Raw genomic sequence first — 17,646 nt, 5'->3', positions numbered from 1 at the left:
TTAACTATGAGCAACTCACCTCAGCCAAGTTTGAATTTAGAATGACGCGGTTACGGCCGGTTTCTTTGGCTTCGTATAAGCTTTTATCCGCTTTTTCCAGCATTTGATTGAGGTCTTGTTCGAGTTTTGAATTCAAGCCAATACTGACGGTTACTTGGAGCGTATAATCTTCAACATGAATAATGGTGTCACTAATTTTTTGACGCAACTTTTCAAAGTAGGGCTGCGCGTTTTCTGCAGACATACCATTCATGTACATGCAAAACTCTTCGCCTCCAAAGCGGGCAACAACATCGGACTTTCTAGTCGATGACTTTATTGTTTCGGCGACTTTGCGCAACACCTCGTCACCAACAGAATGTCCATATTCATCATTCACAGACTTAAACTTATCAATGTCTATCATGGCGCAAGTCACTGGTGTCTCATGCCGAATGGCCGCTTCGTGCATCGCCTCTACCACTTCAAAGAAATGACGACGGTTAGGTATTTTGGTCAAATAATCATAACTGGCTGCGGTTGCCAGCTCTTGATAGGTGTTCAGTCGATCGAGGTAGGAGTTAACTCGTAAATAAAACTCTTCGGCTAAAAACGACTGCTTAATGATAAAATCATCAGCGCCATGTTTTAAAAAGTTGGCTGACATGATGGTTTGGCCTGCTCCTGACATGCCCAGAATCGCAAGCTCTTGTTTGCTATAAAGACGTCTCAATCGTCGAGTTAGCTCACAACCATCCATTTCTGGCATGTTGTAATCTGTTATTACCATTTTGACATCTTGGTGATATTTGACGTAATCGAGCGCTTGTTTTGGGTTATTAAAATGCATCACGTCGTACTGGTGAACCTCCAAAAGGATCTGCAACATTTTGGCTGATGTTTTGGAGTCTTCAACGATTACGATCTTATTATTAGGATTTCGTTCTAATCGTGAAAGGGTATTAATAATTTCATTAATGGCGTACTTATCATGCTTAAGCACATAGTCTATAACTCTGAGCTGCCAGAAACGGCTTCTTAATCTGGCCGTGACATCACTGATAAGCACGATGGTTGGAATATTGTGTGAACGAAATAGCTCAATGGCTTCACCTTCGGTCGCATCCCTTAATCGATAACTAGTGAGACACGCTTGTATGGACTCTTTATCGAGACGAGATAAGACAATCTTAGCTTCTTCAAGACTACTACAAGTCACAACACCATAGGGCGTTTGCTCTATGATTTGTTTTTCTATTAAGGCGCAAAAAAACCTGCTGTCGTCAACGACGATTATTTTCTTCACTAAGTATGTCCTTATCGCTACTTACGATGAGCTTCTGGTGTTCCAATATTTGGCAGAAAATGACTGAATTGAGCACAATTTTAGTCGCTTTCTTCATTCGATAACCAAGATTAAGCCGCTATTTACAAAAAATATGATGAAATTTGTATCAATTTACCGCCAAAAACGGCGCTAATGAGCTGATTTTATGTACATTTTATTGACAGTCTAGACCGTGATGCAAACGAAAAGTTGTAAAAAAATAATTTTTCATGGACTGAGTCGACATTCTTCGCCAAAACCAGGCGGTAAGGGTAAGTGTTTGAGAAACACTCAAAAAAACTTCAAATTTGCATCGCCAGCAGATCCCAGTGATGAGTTTCAAAGCCATAAGCCCTCAAGGTGTAAAAATCTTTATCAGTTCACCATAAATCAGAGGTTTACACTATAAAAGATGCATTTAACTGTCTAAATTTTAGACAATAGACAAGGTGTTTAGGTAGGAATATATTTGATAGTTCATTAATCAGCGATGCATAAGCGCATTGTTGCTGGTGGTGAAGGATTACCAATTTGGTGATGTTTTAACGTTAACTAGAAATGCATTATGCAGGTTTCAGCGGAGGGAATTCTCATGAACCGACCAATATCATTGTTAGCACAGTCCGCTTTAGGGATCGGGTTGTTGTTAGCTTCACAAGTGGGTGCTGCGGCACCAAAAATTCACGAAGTTCAGCCCTATCCGTCGGATGCTCCGACAAATTTAGTTATCTGGGGGACAGGGTTTGATGACCCCAGTATTTTCTTTGGTACTTATCCAGACCCATTAGTCATTAGTGCCGATCAGTCAGCGTGTGTTGATATGGAATTCAATCCAGCTCCGCCGCTAGACCCCACCGATTTTCAGTGTGTTGTTGTTGACTTACCCTTTGTCACAAACGGTACGCCAGCGGTTCCTTCAGGTGATTATCTGTTAAAAATCGTGGTAGAAGGGACGAATATTTGTGGTACAAAACCTAGCTCCGTGACTTTCGAATACAATCCTTCAGATTGCTTGGGTGTTAATGCTCAGAACGCGAGCTGCTCTGGTGATATGACCGGCGCAATCGGTGCTACGAGTGTCAGCTTAACCAGTCAAGCCAATAAGTGGTCGTTCCCCAATCAGATTAACCCAGGTGAGCTGGTAACATTTAACGCTAACCACCCATCTGCAAACGAGCTTGATGTGGTCCTCAGCGAAAATGGACTGTCTCAAAGCTTTAGTATTCATACCTCTTGTTCACAGCCACTGCTGTTAGGTGATGTGTTCGGCAGCTTTGAGTTGGTTGACTATGTAGGTGATGCCAGCTCTCCATTTGATGAAATGGATCTCTATGACTTAACCATTGGCGGCGTAGGCCCACAAGGTCCTGAGGGTCCAGAAGGCCCACAAGGTCCTCAGGGTAAAAAAGGAGACGCTGGTGATCAAGGTCCTGCCGGTCCACAAGGCGACCAAGGTCCTCAGGGTAAAGTCGGCGCAAAAGGTGACGCCGGTGACCAAGGTCCACAAGGTAAAGTTGGTCCACAAGGTGCTCAGGGTGACCAAGGCCCACAAGGTAAAGTCGGCGCCAAAGGTGATCAAGGTGACCAAGGCCCACAAGGTAAAGTTGGTGCCAAAGGTGACGCCGGAGACCAAGGTCCGCAAGGTAAAGTCGGTGCCAAAGGTGATCAAGGTGACCAAGGCCCACAAGGTAAAGTTGGTGCCAAAGGTGACGCCGGAGACCAAGGTCCGCAAGGTAAAGTTGGTCCACAAGGTGCTCAGGGTGACCAAGGCCCACAAGGTAAGGTCGGTGCGAAAGGTGACGCCGGAGACCAAGGTCCACAAGGTAAAGTTGGTCCACAAGGTGCTCAGGGTGACCAAGGCCCACAAGGTAAGGTCGGTGCGAAAGGTGACGCCGGAGACCAAGGTCCACAAGGTAAAGTTGGTCCACAAGGCGCTCAGGGCGACCAAGGCCCACAAGGTAAAGTCGGCGCCAAAGGTGATCAAGGTGACCAAGGGCCACAAGGTAAAGTCGGCGCCAAAGGTGACGCCGGAGACCAAGGCCCACAAGGTAAAATCGGTGCTAAAGGTGATCAAGGTGACCAAGGCCCACAAGGTAAAGTTGGTCCACAAGGTGCTCAAGGTGACCAAGGCCCACAAGGTAAAATGGGCTTGAAAGGTGACACCGGTGACCAAGGCCCTCAAGGTAAAGTAGGTCCACAAGGTGCGCAGGGTGATCAAGGCCCACAAGGTAAAATTGGCCCTCAAGGTATCCAAGGCGACCAAGGCCCACAAGGCAAAATTGGTCTAAAAGGTGATACCGGTGACCAAGGTCCACAAGGCAAAATTGGTCCTAAAGGTGAGCAAGGCGACCAAGGTCCTCAGGGTAAAATGGGGCTAAAAGGTGATACCGGTGATCAAGGTCCTCAGGGTAAAGTTGGTGCACAGGGTAACCAAGGTCCTCAAGGTAAAGCGGGTCCTAAAGGTGATGCTGGTGATCAAGGCCCTCAGGGCAAAGTCGGTCCTCAAGGTCAAAAAGGTGACCCAGGAGACGATGGTATCGGCACCAACCTCATGTGCTTCAGTACTGACCAAACCATTGGTACGAGTGGTAAGTTCATGGGTTTAGGTCAGCAAGCTGGTTCGCATGACAGTGTGGGCGTTATCAGCCCATTCCTAGCGGGCGCTGAGGTAGTGACTCTGGTCGTCAAAGCGGCCCAAGGGAACAGCCCACGCTCAGGCTCAGCGGTCTTGTTCCATGATGCTGCGGGCGGCGCACAAGGTGGGGAACCACTTGGTACAGCTCCAAATAACCAGTGTATCTTGAGTGACACTGCCGTAAAAAGTATTTGTAAAATCACATTCAGCACGAATAACGAACTAGAGTTATTCGATAGCTTGAGTGTCTTTATCAAAACGGATGGCGGTAGTTTCGAAGGTGGCTCAGCCTGTATCTTAATCGACCCAGATGGTACTGATTAAAATACGATGAGCGAGTAGAAAAGCCTGGCTGCTGCTGGGCTTTTTCTACGATCAGTCGTAATGTTTAAGGTAGGTGGTATGCAAATGAAGGATGTATTTGTGTTAAAAATAATCAAGTGTGCTCTTGTCTATTTCAGCTTTGTAATGAGCAACGTTATCGTTGCAGCGCCCGCAGAAATTGGCGTTGCCAATAATCGAAGCTCTACTGTTGAGATGGCGGGGCGATGGAATCAAGGCCCTGTTTTTGCAAGCGTGGCCAGTGGCAACTACTTATACTTTGGCTCATCTGGAACGGTGAGAGTGGTTGCTGTAGAAAAGGATGGCTCTGGCAATGCTGTTGCCTGGGAAGAAGTCGCTTCGATTCAAACCGATGGCGTGGTCCGGGATATGATTCTTCGTGATGACCATCTTTATATTGCCGATGGATCAGGCTGGTTACGGTTAGTTAACATCAAAAACCCCACAAAACCTAAACTGAGTGGCAAGCTCGCACTCGATAGTGAAATAAAAGCGATTCATATCGAAAATGATCGAGTGTATATCGCCGCGGGTTGGAAAGGGATCCATATAATTGATGTCTCTAAACCTCACAAACCAGAACTTATTGATAGTTTTCCGTCCAAGGGCTACTCGCTAGACCTTGTGGTCAAAGAAGGTATTGCCTACGTCGCAGCGGGGCACGATGCTGGTTTGCAAATTTCAGATTTGTCCAATCCAAGCGAAGCCAAAGCGCTTGGCTCGCATCCTATCGCTGGAAGTGCTTCGGGTATTGATACTAATGGGCGACACGTCTTCGTGGTTAATATGGATGATCATGAGCCCAGTTTAAGCATTTTCGACGTTTCCGATAAAGAAAATCCCATACAAGTGGCTGCTGCACCGCTGGAATATGGCGCGGAGCGCGTCAGAATTGATGGCAACTTGGCTTATGTGGCAGGCGTAGCAAACGATGCAGGACTGATCGTCATTGACGTTGCCGATCCTGCTAACCCCCAAAAACTTGGGGCTTGGTGGGACTCGACCTGTTCAGAGTCGGTCACGATTGATAACCAAATCGCTTACTTGGCGCATGGCGACCAAGGGCTTGAGGTGTTAGATGTTCGCAAGCCTCATGAGCCGACTGTGATTAAGCACTTTGCGGCCGCCGGGCACGTTAGAGGGATTGATACGCAAGGAGAGTATGCTTTTATCGCTAACGGCTATCGCGGCCTAAAGGTTGTTGATGTGACCGATAGCACTAACCCTAAAGATATTTCCGAGCTTAAAACTTACCGCGCTCTCGATGTTGATGTTGCTGGGCCTTTTGTCCATGTGGCTGATGATTGGGCGGGTTATAAGCTGATTGATGTTTCGGATCCTCACAATCCTGTTGAAATTGCTTCGCTGGATACTCCTGGCTACGCCGAAGGTATTCAGGTTAATGGTCATTACGCTTACATCGCTGATGGTGAAGGCGGACTGCGGATATTGAACGTCTCTAACCCCAAGCAGCCTGTCGAGGTCGCTGCTGTGGCGCTGGGTGGTTATGCTTATGAAGTCAGCGTGCAAAACGATATTGCATTTGTGGCTGCTGGCAAGGCGGGGCTCGTTGCGGTTAATGTCAGTATTCCCACCAGCCCAATTATCTTAGACAGTTATAAATTTAGTGAGAGAAAGTTTGAAGCAAGAGGCGTGGAAATAAAAGGGGCTCATGCTTATTTGGCCGCAGGATACATGGGCTTGCTGGTGGTTGATATTACCAGCCCTAATGATTTAAAAAGTGCTGGAATTTTCGAAAGTAAATGGCGTGCTAATAACGTGAGTCTTTTCGGGGATAGAGCCTACTTAATTGATTCGGCATCGATTAAGGTGCTCGACATTAGTAACCCGGAAGCACCGGTGCATATTGGCGACCATACGCTGCCTGCTAATGCAGCTCGAATCCATGCCAATGAAGAGGGCATTTATGTCGCAGGCATGGAGTCTGGGCTATTAATTTTTGAGCAATAACTGGAGTCTTATTAGATAAAAAGCGTGTAAAATGCACGCTTTTTTCTATTACTGCTCAGATAACTGTTTTGATAAGTGCTTATCGCGATAGTTTTCATACCACAGTTGGGTTGCGCCACAAACCGCTGCTGGCATGACTAGCAAGTTGATAATTGGAATCATGGTACAAAGCATCACCAAGCTCCCAAAACCAAGTGTACCGCTACGTGTGGTCTGTAATGTTTTGAGCATATCGTCGAATGGAATCTTATGATTATCCATCGGATAGTCAATGTATTGGACCGACATCATCCAAGCATTAAAGACAAACCATATGATGGGGAAGGCTATAGCTCCAATGATGGGAACAAATAACACCAGTAAACAGACGAGCGCTCTGGGAATGTAATATTTCAGCTTAGTCCACTCTCGTTTAAGCAGGCGAGGGGTATCCTTGATTAAACCTTTAAAGCCTTCGTCTTCAATCGGAGCATCGTCGTTACCGTTTTCGGCATGAAGCTTGCGCTCAACGGCTTCCGCTAATAAGCCGTTAAAGGGGGCCGCAATCCAGTTGGCCAACATGGAGAAGAAGAAGAATATGAATAAGACAGCACCCACAATGACAATCGGCCACACCAGCCAGGCAAGAGCTGTGCCCAGCCACTCCCAAGCGCCCCAACTGGTGACTGATTCTTCAACCCACTGCGCCCAAAAAGATATTTGATTTATGAGGTATATCAATGCGATAGTTAGCAAAGTTAAATTAATACCTAAGGGGATGAAAACGTAGCGTTTTATGCCTTTTTGGAGCAACATTCTGAAGCCGTTGGCTAAATAATGAGCACCTTCGAAACTATTTTGTGCCATACAATGTTTTTTTACACTTACTATGTGCTAAATGATGCAAAATAATTTACACTTAAACGCTTTAGATGATAACCCTAAAATTGTTACAGACCCTTACAGGAATCTCTTTAAAGGAGAAAATGTAAGAGAATACGTAAGAGAATAAATGCGATTAAAACAAATAAAACTAGCAGGATTTAAATCATTCGTTGATCCAACGACCGTATCGTTCCCAAGTAATATGACTGCTGTAGTCGGCCCAAACGGCTGTGGTAAGTCTAACTTGATTGATGCGGTGCGATGGGTGATGGGGGAGTCATCGGCAAAGAACCTTCGTGGTGACGCCATGACAGACGTTATCTTTAATGGCTCAACGGGGCGTAAGCCTGTCGGCCAGGCCAGTATTGAGTTGGTTTTTGATAATTCCGATGGCACGGTTAAAGGAGAGTACGCGAGCTTTAATGAAATCTCCGTGCGACGGATGGTTAACCGTGAGGCCCAGTCCTCCTACTTCTTAAACGGCACACGCTGTCGACGTAAAGACATCACTGACATCTTTTTAGGCACAGGCCTAGGTCCGCGCAGTTACGCCATTATTGAGCAGGGCATGATTTCGAAGCTGATCGAGTCTAAGCCTCATGAACTGCGTATTTTCTTAGAAGAAGCTGCTGGAATTTCTAAATACAAAGAACGTCGCCGCGAAACGGAGAACCGAATTCGCCATACGCGAGATAATCTTGATCGCTTAAATGACTTACGTGAAGAACTCGGAAAACAACTGTCGCATTTAAAGCGCCAGGCAACTTCAGCTGAGCGTTATAAAGAATATAAGTCTGAAGAGCGCGCGCTGAAAGCGCAGCTTGCAGCGATTCGCTGGCAAGAGTACAACCTTAAAATTGAAGCGCTGGACGAAGCGATTCAAAAGATGGAAACAGAGGTTGAGGCCAAAGTCGCTGATCAGCGCCACTCCGACACAGGAATTGAAAAATCTCGCGAGCTGCACATTGAGTTAACGGATGCGCACAACGAAGTCCAAGGTCGCTTTTATGGTATTGCTGCTGATATTGCTCGTTTAGAGCAGGCCATTGAGCACGCACGTCAGCAAAAATCACAACTTCTTGAAGATAAGAGCCAAGTTGAAGCGTCGCTGGATAAGCTACGTGATCAGTTAAAGTTTGACGAGTCGAAACTTGAAGAAATGATGACAGAGTTGTTGCAGGCTGAACCTGAGCTGGAAATGAACTCTGAGCAAGTTGAAGAGCAACAGCAGCAGCTGAGCGACTTAGAAGAAGATATGCGCATTTGGCAACAAGATTGGGACGTATTCAATCAACAAGCCAGTGCGAACGCACAAAAGACGGAAGTCGAAAAAACCCGTATTCAACATCTTGAGTCGCACTTGTCTCGTCATCAAAAGCGAATCGAAGAAATTAAAGATGAAATTGGTCAGCAACAGTCTGGGCCAATGGAATCCGAGCTGATGAAAGCCGCTCAAGACCTCAGTATTGCTGAAGAGCAGGCTGAGAAACTTGAAGAAGGTGTTCAAGATGCCGTTGAAAAAATCAACCAGTCTCGTCAAGAACAGCGTCAACATAATCAAAAGCTTGAAGAAACTCGAAAAGAACTTCGTGGTTTAGAGTCGCGAAAAGTTTCACTCGAAGCTTTGCAAAGTGCTGCGCTAGGTTCTGATAATGAGCAAGCGATTAAATGGTTAGAGTCTAATGACTTAACGAATAAAGCTCGTCTAGCTCAAAACTTAAGTGTGGATAGCGGGTGGGAAGTTGCGGCTGAAACTGTTTTAGGTCAATACCTTGAAGCCGTTGTTGTTGGGACGCCGGAACAATACGCGGACAGTCTATCTGAACTGGCTTCTGGCTCTATCTTGCTGGTCGATGGAGAGTCATCAAATAGCGCTGAGTCTGGGCGTTTGTCGGATAAAGTTAAGGGTGCTTCAGCGCTTAACGGTACTTTAAACAATGTGCTTGTGGCTGATGATTTAGCGGAAGCTTTGGGTAAGCGTTCAAACCTCGCAGCACAAGAGTCAATCATTACCAAAGACGGTGTTTGGCTAGGCAAAGATTGGTTACGAGTGACTCGTGCCAGCGATAATGAATCAGGCATTCTAGAGCGCGAAGCTGAACTCAATGAGATCTATCAAAAGATTGAACAACAAGAAGCGATTTTAGAGCAGCTAGAAGAAACCAAAGAGCAACTTTCAGAGCAACTGAGCCAATATGAAGAAACGTGGCAAACCAAACAGTCTCAGCTAGCTCAAGCAAATAAGAAGCACAGTGAGCTGCGAGCCAGCGTTGGTACTCAGCAAGCAAAATTAGAGCAAGCGCAAAGTCGTTTAGAACGTCTTAAGCGTGAGCAGCACAATATCATTGAGCAAGTTCACGACGATGAAGCAGCGCTTGCTAAAAGCCGACAGCTTATTGAGCAACTGCTTGACTCTATGGAGCAAGACAGTGATAAGCGGGAAAAGCTTATGGCAGAGCGCGAGGAGCGCCGGGCTCAACTAGAAACTCGTCGTACTCAGGCGCGTGAAGCTAAAGAGGCTGAGCAGAAGTTAGCGATTCGAGTCAGTGCTTTAAAGGCCGAGGTTAACTCGACTCGTTCAGGTTTTGAGCGTGTGAACTCTCAAATTGGTGAGCTGACATCTCGTAAAGTTGAGCTAGAGAATCGTTTAAGCAGCGATCGCGATCCTTCTGAGGAATACAAAATCGAACTGGAAGAAGCTTTAGAGAAGCGTCTTGTGGTTGAAGAGGAAATGAAGCAAGCGCGGAACAAGCTGAGTGAAGTTGATGAAAAAATGCGTAAGCTTGAGCGTTTACGTCACGAGGCTGAGCAGGGCGCACAAGGCGTTCGTTCTCGCTTAGAAAAGCTGCGCATGGATTGGCAGGAAGCAAAGACTCGTCAAAATACTCAGTCTGAAATTCTTAAAGATGCTAAGCAGGACGTCGAAGAGGTTATCGAGACCTTGCCTGAAGATTATTCTGAAAGCGCCTGGTTAGAGAAGATTGAAGAGGTCACCGGTCGTATACAACGACTGGGTGCCATTAACTTGGCGGCGATTGAAGAGTTTAAAGCCTCTGAAGAGCGGAAAATTTACCTTGATGCTCAAAATGACGACTTAGTTGAAGCGCTAGAAACCTTGGAAAGCGCGATTCGAAAAATCGATCATGAAACACGAACTCGCTTTAAAGAAACGTTCGACAAGGTCAATAAAGGCGTTCAGGAGCTATTCCCGAAAGTCTTTGGCGGTGGTCATGCTTACCTTGAGCTGACAGGGGAAAACCTACTGGATACGGGTGTTGCCGTGATGGCGCGTCCACCGGGTAAGCGCAATTCAACCATTCACTTACTATCGGGCGGTGAGAAAGCGTTAACTGCAATTTCACTGGTATTTTCTATTTTCCAGTTGAACCCAGCGCCTTTCTGTATGTTGGATGAGGTTGATGCGCCGCTAGACGATGCTAACGTTGGCCGTTATGCAAACCTTGTTAAAGAAATGAGTGAACACCTGCAATTTATTGCGATTACGCATAATAAGATTGCAATGGAAATGGCGGATACGCTACTGGGCGTCACTATGAGTGAACCGGGTGTGTCACGTGTGGTCTCAGTTGATGTGGATGAAGCTGCTGCTTTAGCCGCTTCTTAAAACGATAAATCTAGTAAGGGTGATTTAATGGAGTGGCAACTCGCAATATTGCTGGCTTTAGTAAGTCTGGTCATTATTGGCTTTATTTATTTCGATGCTAAGCGTCGCTCAAAAGTTAGAAAAGAGCGAGTTGAGCGTGAGCTTTATCAAGAGCGTTTAGCTAAAAGCCGCGATAATGCGGGTTTTGATGATGATGGTATCGGGCAAGTCCGTCTTGTCGGTGATGACAATGCCGACGATGACGGCATTGATAACGAGCCATTACCGGAGCCAGAAGAGCCATTACAAGCAACTCGAGCTGAAGTCGAGTCAGAGCCTTTAGAAAAGCTTAAAGCTTCAGAGTCTCTGAGTGATGAGCTTCAAGGTGACGCCACGCACCAAGACTCCGAGCCAATGGTCACGGAAGGCGAGCAAAAAGAGTATGTTGAGCCAATCATTTCTGAAAGCGACATTCCGGTTCTGGATGATGCATTGTTCGAGTTTACGAAAGAAAGTTTGAAAAAAGATCAAACCAAGCTAGAAGAAGCGAATAAGGAACCAAAAAAAGAACCGCGTATAGAGCAACCACAACAGACCTCTTTGTTTGATGAGCCTGATGAAGAACCATCCATTGAAGTAGAACCGGAGCTCATCTTTTCGCTTTTCGTTGTCGCCGAGCAAGAACGTCCTTTTAAAGGCCCTGAACTCATTCAATCGTTAGTGGAGCAGGGTATGCGTCATGGTGAAATGGATATTTTCCATCGTCATGCTCAGGCCAATGGTCGAGGTGCAGTACAGTTCAGCTTAGCCAATGCTTTTGAACCGGGCATTTTTGAACTGAAAAAAGTTGATGATTTAGAAACCCGCGGTCTAGCGTTATTTATGACGCTTCCTGGACCCGGTAAGCCGATGAAAGCCTATGATTTGATGGTCAAAACAGCACAGGGCATCACTAAAGAGTTAGGCGGTTATGTTCTTGACGCAACAAAAAGCAACTTTAGTAAGCAAATTGAGTCGCACCATCGCGAACAAATTGTAGAGTTCGAGCGCAAGCAACTTCTTCAAAAGTAATTAATCAGTTATGACAAATAAAGCCGACAACGTACAAGAACAGTTGGAGCGGTTGCGCTCCCTTATTAGCGATTATAATTATCAATATTACGTCCTTGACGATCCATCTGTGCCGGATTCTGAGTACGACAGGCTTTATCGTGAGCTAACTCAACTGGAGAACAAACATCCTGATTTAATCACTGCTGACTCTCCTACACAACGTGTTGGGGCGAAGCCCGATAGTGGCTTTGCTGAAGTCGTGCACGAGCTTCCTATGCTATCGCTAGACAATGCCATGGATCATGATGAAATGGTAAATTTTAACCGCCGAGTGAATGAACGATTAGGTCAGTCTAGTGATATCGAGTATGTCTGTGAGCCAAAGCTCGACGGGCTAGCGGTTAGTTTATTGTATGAAGACGGATTACTAACTCGGGCAGCCACTCGTGGTGACGGTTCACAAGGTGAGAATATTACCCTAAATGCCCGAACGATCCGTTCAATTCCATTAAAGCTACGCCTCGAAAAGCCTCCTAAGAAAATTGAAGTTAGGGGTGAGGTCTTTATGCTTAAAAGTGCTTTTGAGGCATTGAATGATGATGCGCGTGAGCAAGGAGCGAAAGTCTTTGCAAATCCGCGCAATGCCGCGGCAGGCAGCTTGCGTCAACTTGATCCTCAAATTACGGCCAAGCGAAATCTGTCTTTCTACGCTTACTCCATGGGGCTTGTGTCTGATGACTTTGAGCTAGCAGAGTCACACTTTGATCGGTTGCAGCAAATTAAAAGCTTGGGCTTACCGGTCTCAGACGAAGTAAAAGTCGTCAAAGGTATTAGCGAATGTCTTGCATATTACAGTGACATTTTGCAACGACGCGATAGCTTAGAGTATGAAATCGATGGCGTTGTCAATAAAGTGAATAGTATTGAGCTACAGGAGCGTCTTGGGTTTGTCGCACGCGCTCCTCGATGGGCCATTGCGCATAAGTTTCCTGCGCAAGAAGAGGTTACCCAGTTATTGGGCGTGGATTTTCAAGTTGGACGAACCGGAGCTTTGACACCTGTGGCTCGATTAGAGCCGGTGTCAGTCGGCGGGGTCACAGTGAGCAACGCGACATTACATAACATGGATGAGATTGAACGTCTTGGCGTCAAAATCAATGACTATGTGATTATTCGTCGTGCTGGTGATGTGATTCCGCAAGTAGTCAGCATTATTGAGGAGCGCCGCCCAGACGCGGTTGTCGCTATTGAATCCCCAAAAGAGTGTCCAGTGTGCGAGTCACCTGTAGAACGTGCTGAAGGGGAAGCTGTGCTCCGTTGTACAGGCGGGCTGGTATGTTCTTCACAGCGCAATGAAGCGCTTAAACACTTTGCTTCACGTAAAGCCATGGATATTGATGGTCTTGGCGATAAGTTAGTGGAGATATTTTCTGAAAAAGGTTACGTCAAAACCATCAGTGATTTGTATCGAGTTTCAAAAGAACAAATCACTGGCTTAGACAGAATGGGCGAGAAGTCTGCTGAGAACCTGTTAGCGGCTCTAGAGCAGAGTAAAAGCACGACCTTGCCTAAATTTTTGTATGCCTTAGGCATCCGCGAAGTCGGTGAAGTGACCGCTAAAAATATCGCTAACCACTTTTTAACCATAGAAACCATCATGCAAGCTGATCAACAGCAGCTTGAAGCTGTGTCCGACGTTGGTCCAATTGTAGCTCAACATATCACCGCGTTTTTTGATAATGACGATAATAGAAAGCAGGTTCAGGAGCTAATCGATCTCGGCATCCATTGGCCAGAGGTTAGACAAAAGTCAGACTCTGAACTTCCCTTAAAAGGCAAAACTTATGTGATTACGGGGAGTTTTGAAGGAATTAGCCGCGCCGAAATAAAAGACAAGCTAGAATCGTTAGGCGCTAAAGTTGCTGGATCTGTGTCTAAAAATACTAGCGCACTAATCGCCGGAGAGAAGGCTGGTAGTAAGTTAACAAAGGCAGAATCTTTGGGGGTTGAAGTCCTCGGTGTTGAATTTTTAGATACCATTTAAATCATGAAGACTCGTTGATAAGCTTTAATTTTCAGCCAAGTTGATTTGATTTTTGCCCTGACTTTTAGAGACGTAAAGTGCTTTATCGGCTTCGCGAATTAACTGCAAGCTATCTTTGGTTTCTTTTTTTAGTCCCGAAATACCGACACTTATAGTGTAATGGCAGCGTTTATTTTCAACAAATAAAGGAATGATTTTATCGCTGATAATAGTTAAATAACGTTTCGCTTCTACCTGTTTAATTTTAGGTAATATCACTAAAAACTCATCACCTCCATAACGCCCTATAAGGCAGTTATGAGGTAGCTCTTCAAGTAATAGGTTGGCCAGATTCTTAAGACAACGATCGCCAGATTCGTGTCCAAAGTTATCGTTAACCGCTTTAAAGTCATCCACATCAACAAAAGCAATGGACAAGGGGTCATTACTTCGCTGAGATCGAATTAAGGTCAATTTTAATTGCTCAAGAATCGCTCCTCGATTTAAAAGCCTTGTTAAGTCATCCGTCTCGGCTTTTGATTTTATCAGACGTAAACTTTCAATATTGAGTAAGCAGCGCGTTAACTCAGTGGCATAGTGTTGTAAAAAGTCTAGCATGGACTCTGTGGGTTGGAACTCATCACCCACCTCTAAAATTAAGCAGCTCCACTCATGTCGGCGCATAGCCACCGGAATCACAAACATATTCTCATAGATAAGGTCGGCTTCTAGTCGCCTTGGCACGTTTAGATCGCATAGGCGCTTAACTTGCAATGAAGTATCTTTAATGAGCTGGTTGTATTTCTGTCGTTCAAACGTTGACCTAGCGAATACATGGAGTTGAGCATCCATTTGGTAAATAGCGGCAGCGCTGACGAACTTCACTCTTTTTTTGAGTTCTTTTAAGAAAGTTCCAACAACCATGGCCTCGTAGTTTTGGGGTTTACTACTGTGTAGTTTTTCAGTGATATTGTTGAGCAGAGTCGAGAACTCCTTTTGTAACTCATATGCCTGAGTGCGTTCTTGGAACTCTCTTTTCACATTGTCGCGCTGCAGCTTTATTTGCAAAACTCTATCCGCAAGGCCTAGTGTAAAAATAGTTGCTTCTAATAAAGACGCAATAGCAAAGCCATGATTAAAAATAAAGGTTTCTGGTAAAAGGTTGAAGGTGGTTAGTATTCTGCAGACACCGGCTAGAATGAGCAAACCAAAGGCTAGGGCGAAAAAGAAAGCTTGTCGGCTGGCTTTGCGAAGAAGTTTAACGACCAGCCATAAATACAGTGGAAATGCTGATATTAAAGTAAAGTTTGTGATGTTGATTAGTGTTTGAGGAACTGGGTTGAATATAAAGCCTGTCACAAAGAGGGCCACCATGGCGCCTCGGTAAACATTCAATAATTTATGTTCAACGGGAGCAAGTTTCTCGGTCGAGAGGAATGCTTGAGTAAAGGTGTAAAGCGCGTACATACTTAAGCACAAAAAGATAAACAGCGAGTTCTTGCTATCCGCAAGTAGAGACAGAGCAGGAAACTGGTAAATATACCCAGTGCTTCCCATTAAAAATATAACAAATGTGGTGTTATAAAATATATAGAGTAAATACTCTCTTCGCTTGATGATGAGGTAGAAGAAGGTATTTACTAAGATCAGCAGAATGATACCGAAGATAATTGCCGTGAAAAGTTGGTTATACTGGTTATCTACTCGGTTGAATGTTTCATATTCCCACAGCTCTAGCTTGGGGATTGCCTGTTTGTAGTGATTAATATGTAAATACAGCTTCTCACCTTGTAAGTCTCGTAACTTAAAAGATTTCTGGAAACCCATGAACTCGGGCGCGCTTTGAAAGTCATAGCGTGATTGTTGATTCAGCGGTTCAAGCTTGTTGTGACTGAGTTTATAGAGGGTGACAAACCTTAAGTGCCCAGGACGAACGACGAGTAGAGGGTTTTTAGTTCGAGATAAATTGGAAGGGAGTATGTAAAGTAAGTTAGTGTTGTATTCAGATTCTACCTCACTAGCAATGTTCCCAATATTTTCTATGTCATTAAGCTTGGTTAGAACCTCAGGGTTATTAAGGTTGTAGGAGTCAAAGTTAGAGCTGATTGGCTGAAGGCTGTCTTTGGAGACAATTTTAGAAGCTGCAAGCAAGATTGCCACCAGCACAATACTAATGGCAATCGTTGCATAATGCAGTCTTCCAATCATTTGAGTTTTATATCACCAATATGTCTAAGCTCTGGGCAATGTCTTAGTAGGTCACCTGGGGTGACGAACATTGATGATTGAGCCTGAAGGATTGCTATACCTTGTTTAGGATCTGCTTTGTCGAGGTCGAGCTGTTGACTCACACCATGAAGTACTTGTGCAAAATCGTGTATCGCATCGAGCAAGTCATCCGAAACGGTGCCTGACGCTAACAAGGTTTCATCGTTCATTGCCTTATAGAGCTCTTTGGCTAATTGCTCATCATCCGTCTTATCAGATTGTAAGTTGCCTAACTGGCTCTGCTGACGCTTATGCTTAAATGCTTTATGCAATAAGCTAGCTCGGCTACTATCACTTTGTAGCTTGCCTTGCTTTATCGTTAGGTGAAATGCTTTACCAGCTTCTTGGTAGCACTCAAAGACAAACTGAGAGCATACCATTGGGTGCTTGTCTGGGTATTTGTGTTGATTAATCGCATCCAGCAACTTTTCTGTCAGTCTTTTCAGAATGCGTAATATGACTCTTTGGGTTGTATCACTTGGAGTAAACTTTTTATAGAGTAATAAAATACCAAGCAAATAAAGGTTATTCATGGCGTAGGGCGCTTCACCGTTGAGGTACTGGGCCGCCACGTCCATCACAGGCTTAAAATCATCAATAGGCTTGTTGAGACGCATGACATGAACCGTCCTTCCTGGGAAGCGCATAGTGGCTTCTGCAACTCGCACGGCAGGTGGCGTCTCTTCAACCATTTTAGTTGGAATTTGGTAAGTCATGGCTGCATGACTTACGGGTGCGTCTGTTAACCATGTAATGGCTTTTGATATCCAGCTGTCTTCCTCAGGCGAAAACAGAAGCACATCACCAGCTTGTAAATCTCGAACGTCCATCGTAACTCCCTCTTTTCACACTTAAATATAGCGATTTAATGCAAAAATGTATAGTGTTTGTAAAAGTTAAGGCATATAGATTAGCATAGGGTGTCAAGCTCTTACATTAGTTGAGGAATGCTCATGAAATTATTGTTTACTACGATGGCAACGTTGGTTTTAGGGATTGTCCAGCCAAGTGCGAGTGCCGCTGAAATAAATAATCGCTGTAATGACTATGATGTCTTTGTATTAAGGCATTTACAAAAGCAGGACGATGGGACAAAAGATCCAAGCTTAAACGAGGTTGGTCAGCAACAAGCGCAACAGCTGTCGACGATGAAAGCTTTAAGCACTGTGAACCATGGCTTCTATACTCCCTATAAAAGAACCTATGAGACTTTACAGTATGTGGATGTTGAGAAAAGTATTTATGATCCTACGAAGCCGGAAGAGTTGATACAGCGCATAAAAGACAAGCATTGTGGGGAAACGGTCGTCGTCGTCGGGCACTCGAACACTGTGCCGTCTATCATCACTGCGCTAGGCGGTAGCTTCGGTGTGACTTATGCTGGAAAACCTTTAAAAAAAGAACCGACAGTTTATTTGAGTGAGCAAGATTACGGTAGCATTTTTCGAGTGACGTATCATAACGAACGTATCCACCAACAGCTTTACCACTTAATGCCTGCCAAAGGTAAAGTCCAGAAAAATTAATAATCAACAGCATTTCAGGCACAAAAAAATCCCACGAAGATAACTCCGTGGGAT

10 protein-coding genes are annotated in these 17,646 nt (G+C 45.0%); 6 read left to right on the top strand and 4 right to left on the bottom strand.

Going from position 1 to position 17,646, the window contains the following annotated elements:
• Positions 1-4 precede the first annotated feature (4 nt).
• Positions 5-1,285, bottom strand: coding sequence for a diguanylate cyclase (locus tag ABD943_RS00955; protein WP_345291328.1), 1,281 nt, complete (start codon positions 1,283-1,285; stop codon positions 5-7).
• 613 nt (positions 1,286-1,898) lie between these two features.
• On the opposite strand from ABD943_RS00955, the gene ABD943_RS00950 reads away from it, so the two are divergent.
• Both ABD943_RS00950 and ABD943_RS00945 read left to right on the top strand, forming a co-directional pair.
• The gene (locus ABD943_RS00950; protein WP_345291327.1) at positions 1,899-4,265 is read left to right on the top strand and encodes a DUF7467 domain-containing protein; all 2,367 of its coding nucleotides are present in this window, start codon (positions 1,899-1,901) and stop codon (positions 4,263-4,265) included.
• 144 nt (positions 4,266-4,409) lie between these two features.
• On the top strand, positions 4,410-6,254 hold the full coding sequence (locus ABD943_RS00945; RefSeq protein WP_345291326.1) for an LVIVD repeat-containing protein: 1,845 nt from the start codon (positions 4,410-4,412) through the stop codon (positions 6,252-6,254).
• Positions 6,255-6,302: 48 nt separating this feature from the next.
• On the opposite strand, the gene cysZ is transcribed toward ABD943_RS00945, so the two are convergent.
• Positions 6,303-7,100 carry a sulfate transporter CysZ gene (gene cysZ / locus ABD943_RS00940; RefSeq protein ID WP_345291325.1) on the bottom strand — a complete coding sequence of 266 codons (798 nt, stop codon included), beginning with the start codon at positions 7,098-7,100 and terminating at the stop codon, positions 6,303-6,305.
• A gap of 145 nt (positions 7,101-7,245) precedes the next feature.
• On the opposite strand from cysZ, the gene smc reads away from it, so the two are divergent.
• Genes smc through ligA form a run of 3 tightly spaced genes read left to right on the top strand, consistent with a single transcriptional unit; the run spans position 7,246 to position 13,819 of the window.
• A complete protein-coding gene (gene smc, locus ABD943_RS00935) occupies positions 7,246-10,743 on the top strand; it encodes a chromosome segregation protein SMC (RefSeq protein ID WP_345291324.1) in 3,498 nt (1,165 codons plus the stop codon).
• Between the two features lie 27 nt (positions 10,744-10,770).
• Positions 10,771-11,793: a cell division protein ZipA gene (gene zipA / locus ABD943_RS00930; protein ID WP_345291323.1), complete on the top strand. Its 1,023-nt coding sequence runs from the start codon at positions 10,771-10,773 to the stop codon at positions 11,791-11,793.
• Positions 11,794-11,803: 10 nt separating this feature from the next.
• Positions 11,804-13,819 carry an NAD-dependent DNA ligase LigA gene (gene ligA, locus ABD943_RS00925; protein WP_345291322.1) on the top strand — a complete coding sequence of 672 codons (2,016 nt, stop codon included), beginning with the start codon at positions 11,804-11,806 and terminating at the stop codon, positions 13,817-13,819.
• 24 nt (positions 13,820-13,843) lie between these two features.
• Here the strand turns inward: ligA and ABD943_RS00920 are convergent, their stop codons facing one another.
• Entirely contained in the window at positions 13,844-16,006 is a 2,163-nt protein-coding gene (locus tag ABD943_RS00920) for a sensor domain-containing diguanylate cyclase (protein ID WP_345291321.1), read from the bottom strand.
• On the bottom strand, positions 16,003-16,896 hold the full coding sequence (locus tag ABD943_RS00915; RefSeq protein WP_345291320.1) for a hypothetical protein: 894 nt from the start codon (positions 16,894-16,896) through the stop codon (positions 16,003-16,005). The genes ABD943_RS00920 and ABD943_RS00915 overlap by 4 nt, the downstream gene beginning before the upstream one ends.
• A 123-nt stretch (positions 16,897-17,019) precedes the next feature.
• On the opposite strand from ABD943_RS00915, the gene ABD943_RS00910 reads away from it, so the two are divergent.
• The gene (locus tag ABD943_RS00910; RefSeq protein WP_345291319.1) at positions 17,020-17,592 is read left to right on the top strand and encodes a histidine phosphatase family protein; all 573 of its coding nucleotides are present in this window, start codon (positions 17,020-17,022) and stop codon (positions 17,590-17,592) included.
• Positions 17,593-17,646 lie beyond the last annotated feature (54 nt).

The organism is Kangiella marina, from assembly GCF_039541235.1.
Lineage (GTDB): Bacteria > Pseudomonadota > Gammaproteobacteria > Enterobacterales > Kangiellaceae > Kangiella > Kangiella marina.
The sequence above is the reverse complement of the archived record's forward strand: the minus strand, read 5'-3'. Positions and strand labels throughout refer to the sequence as shown.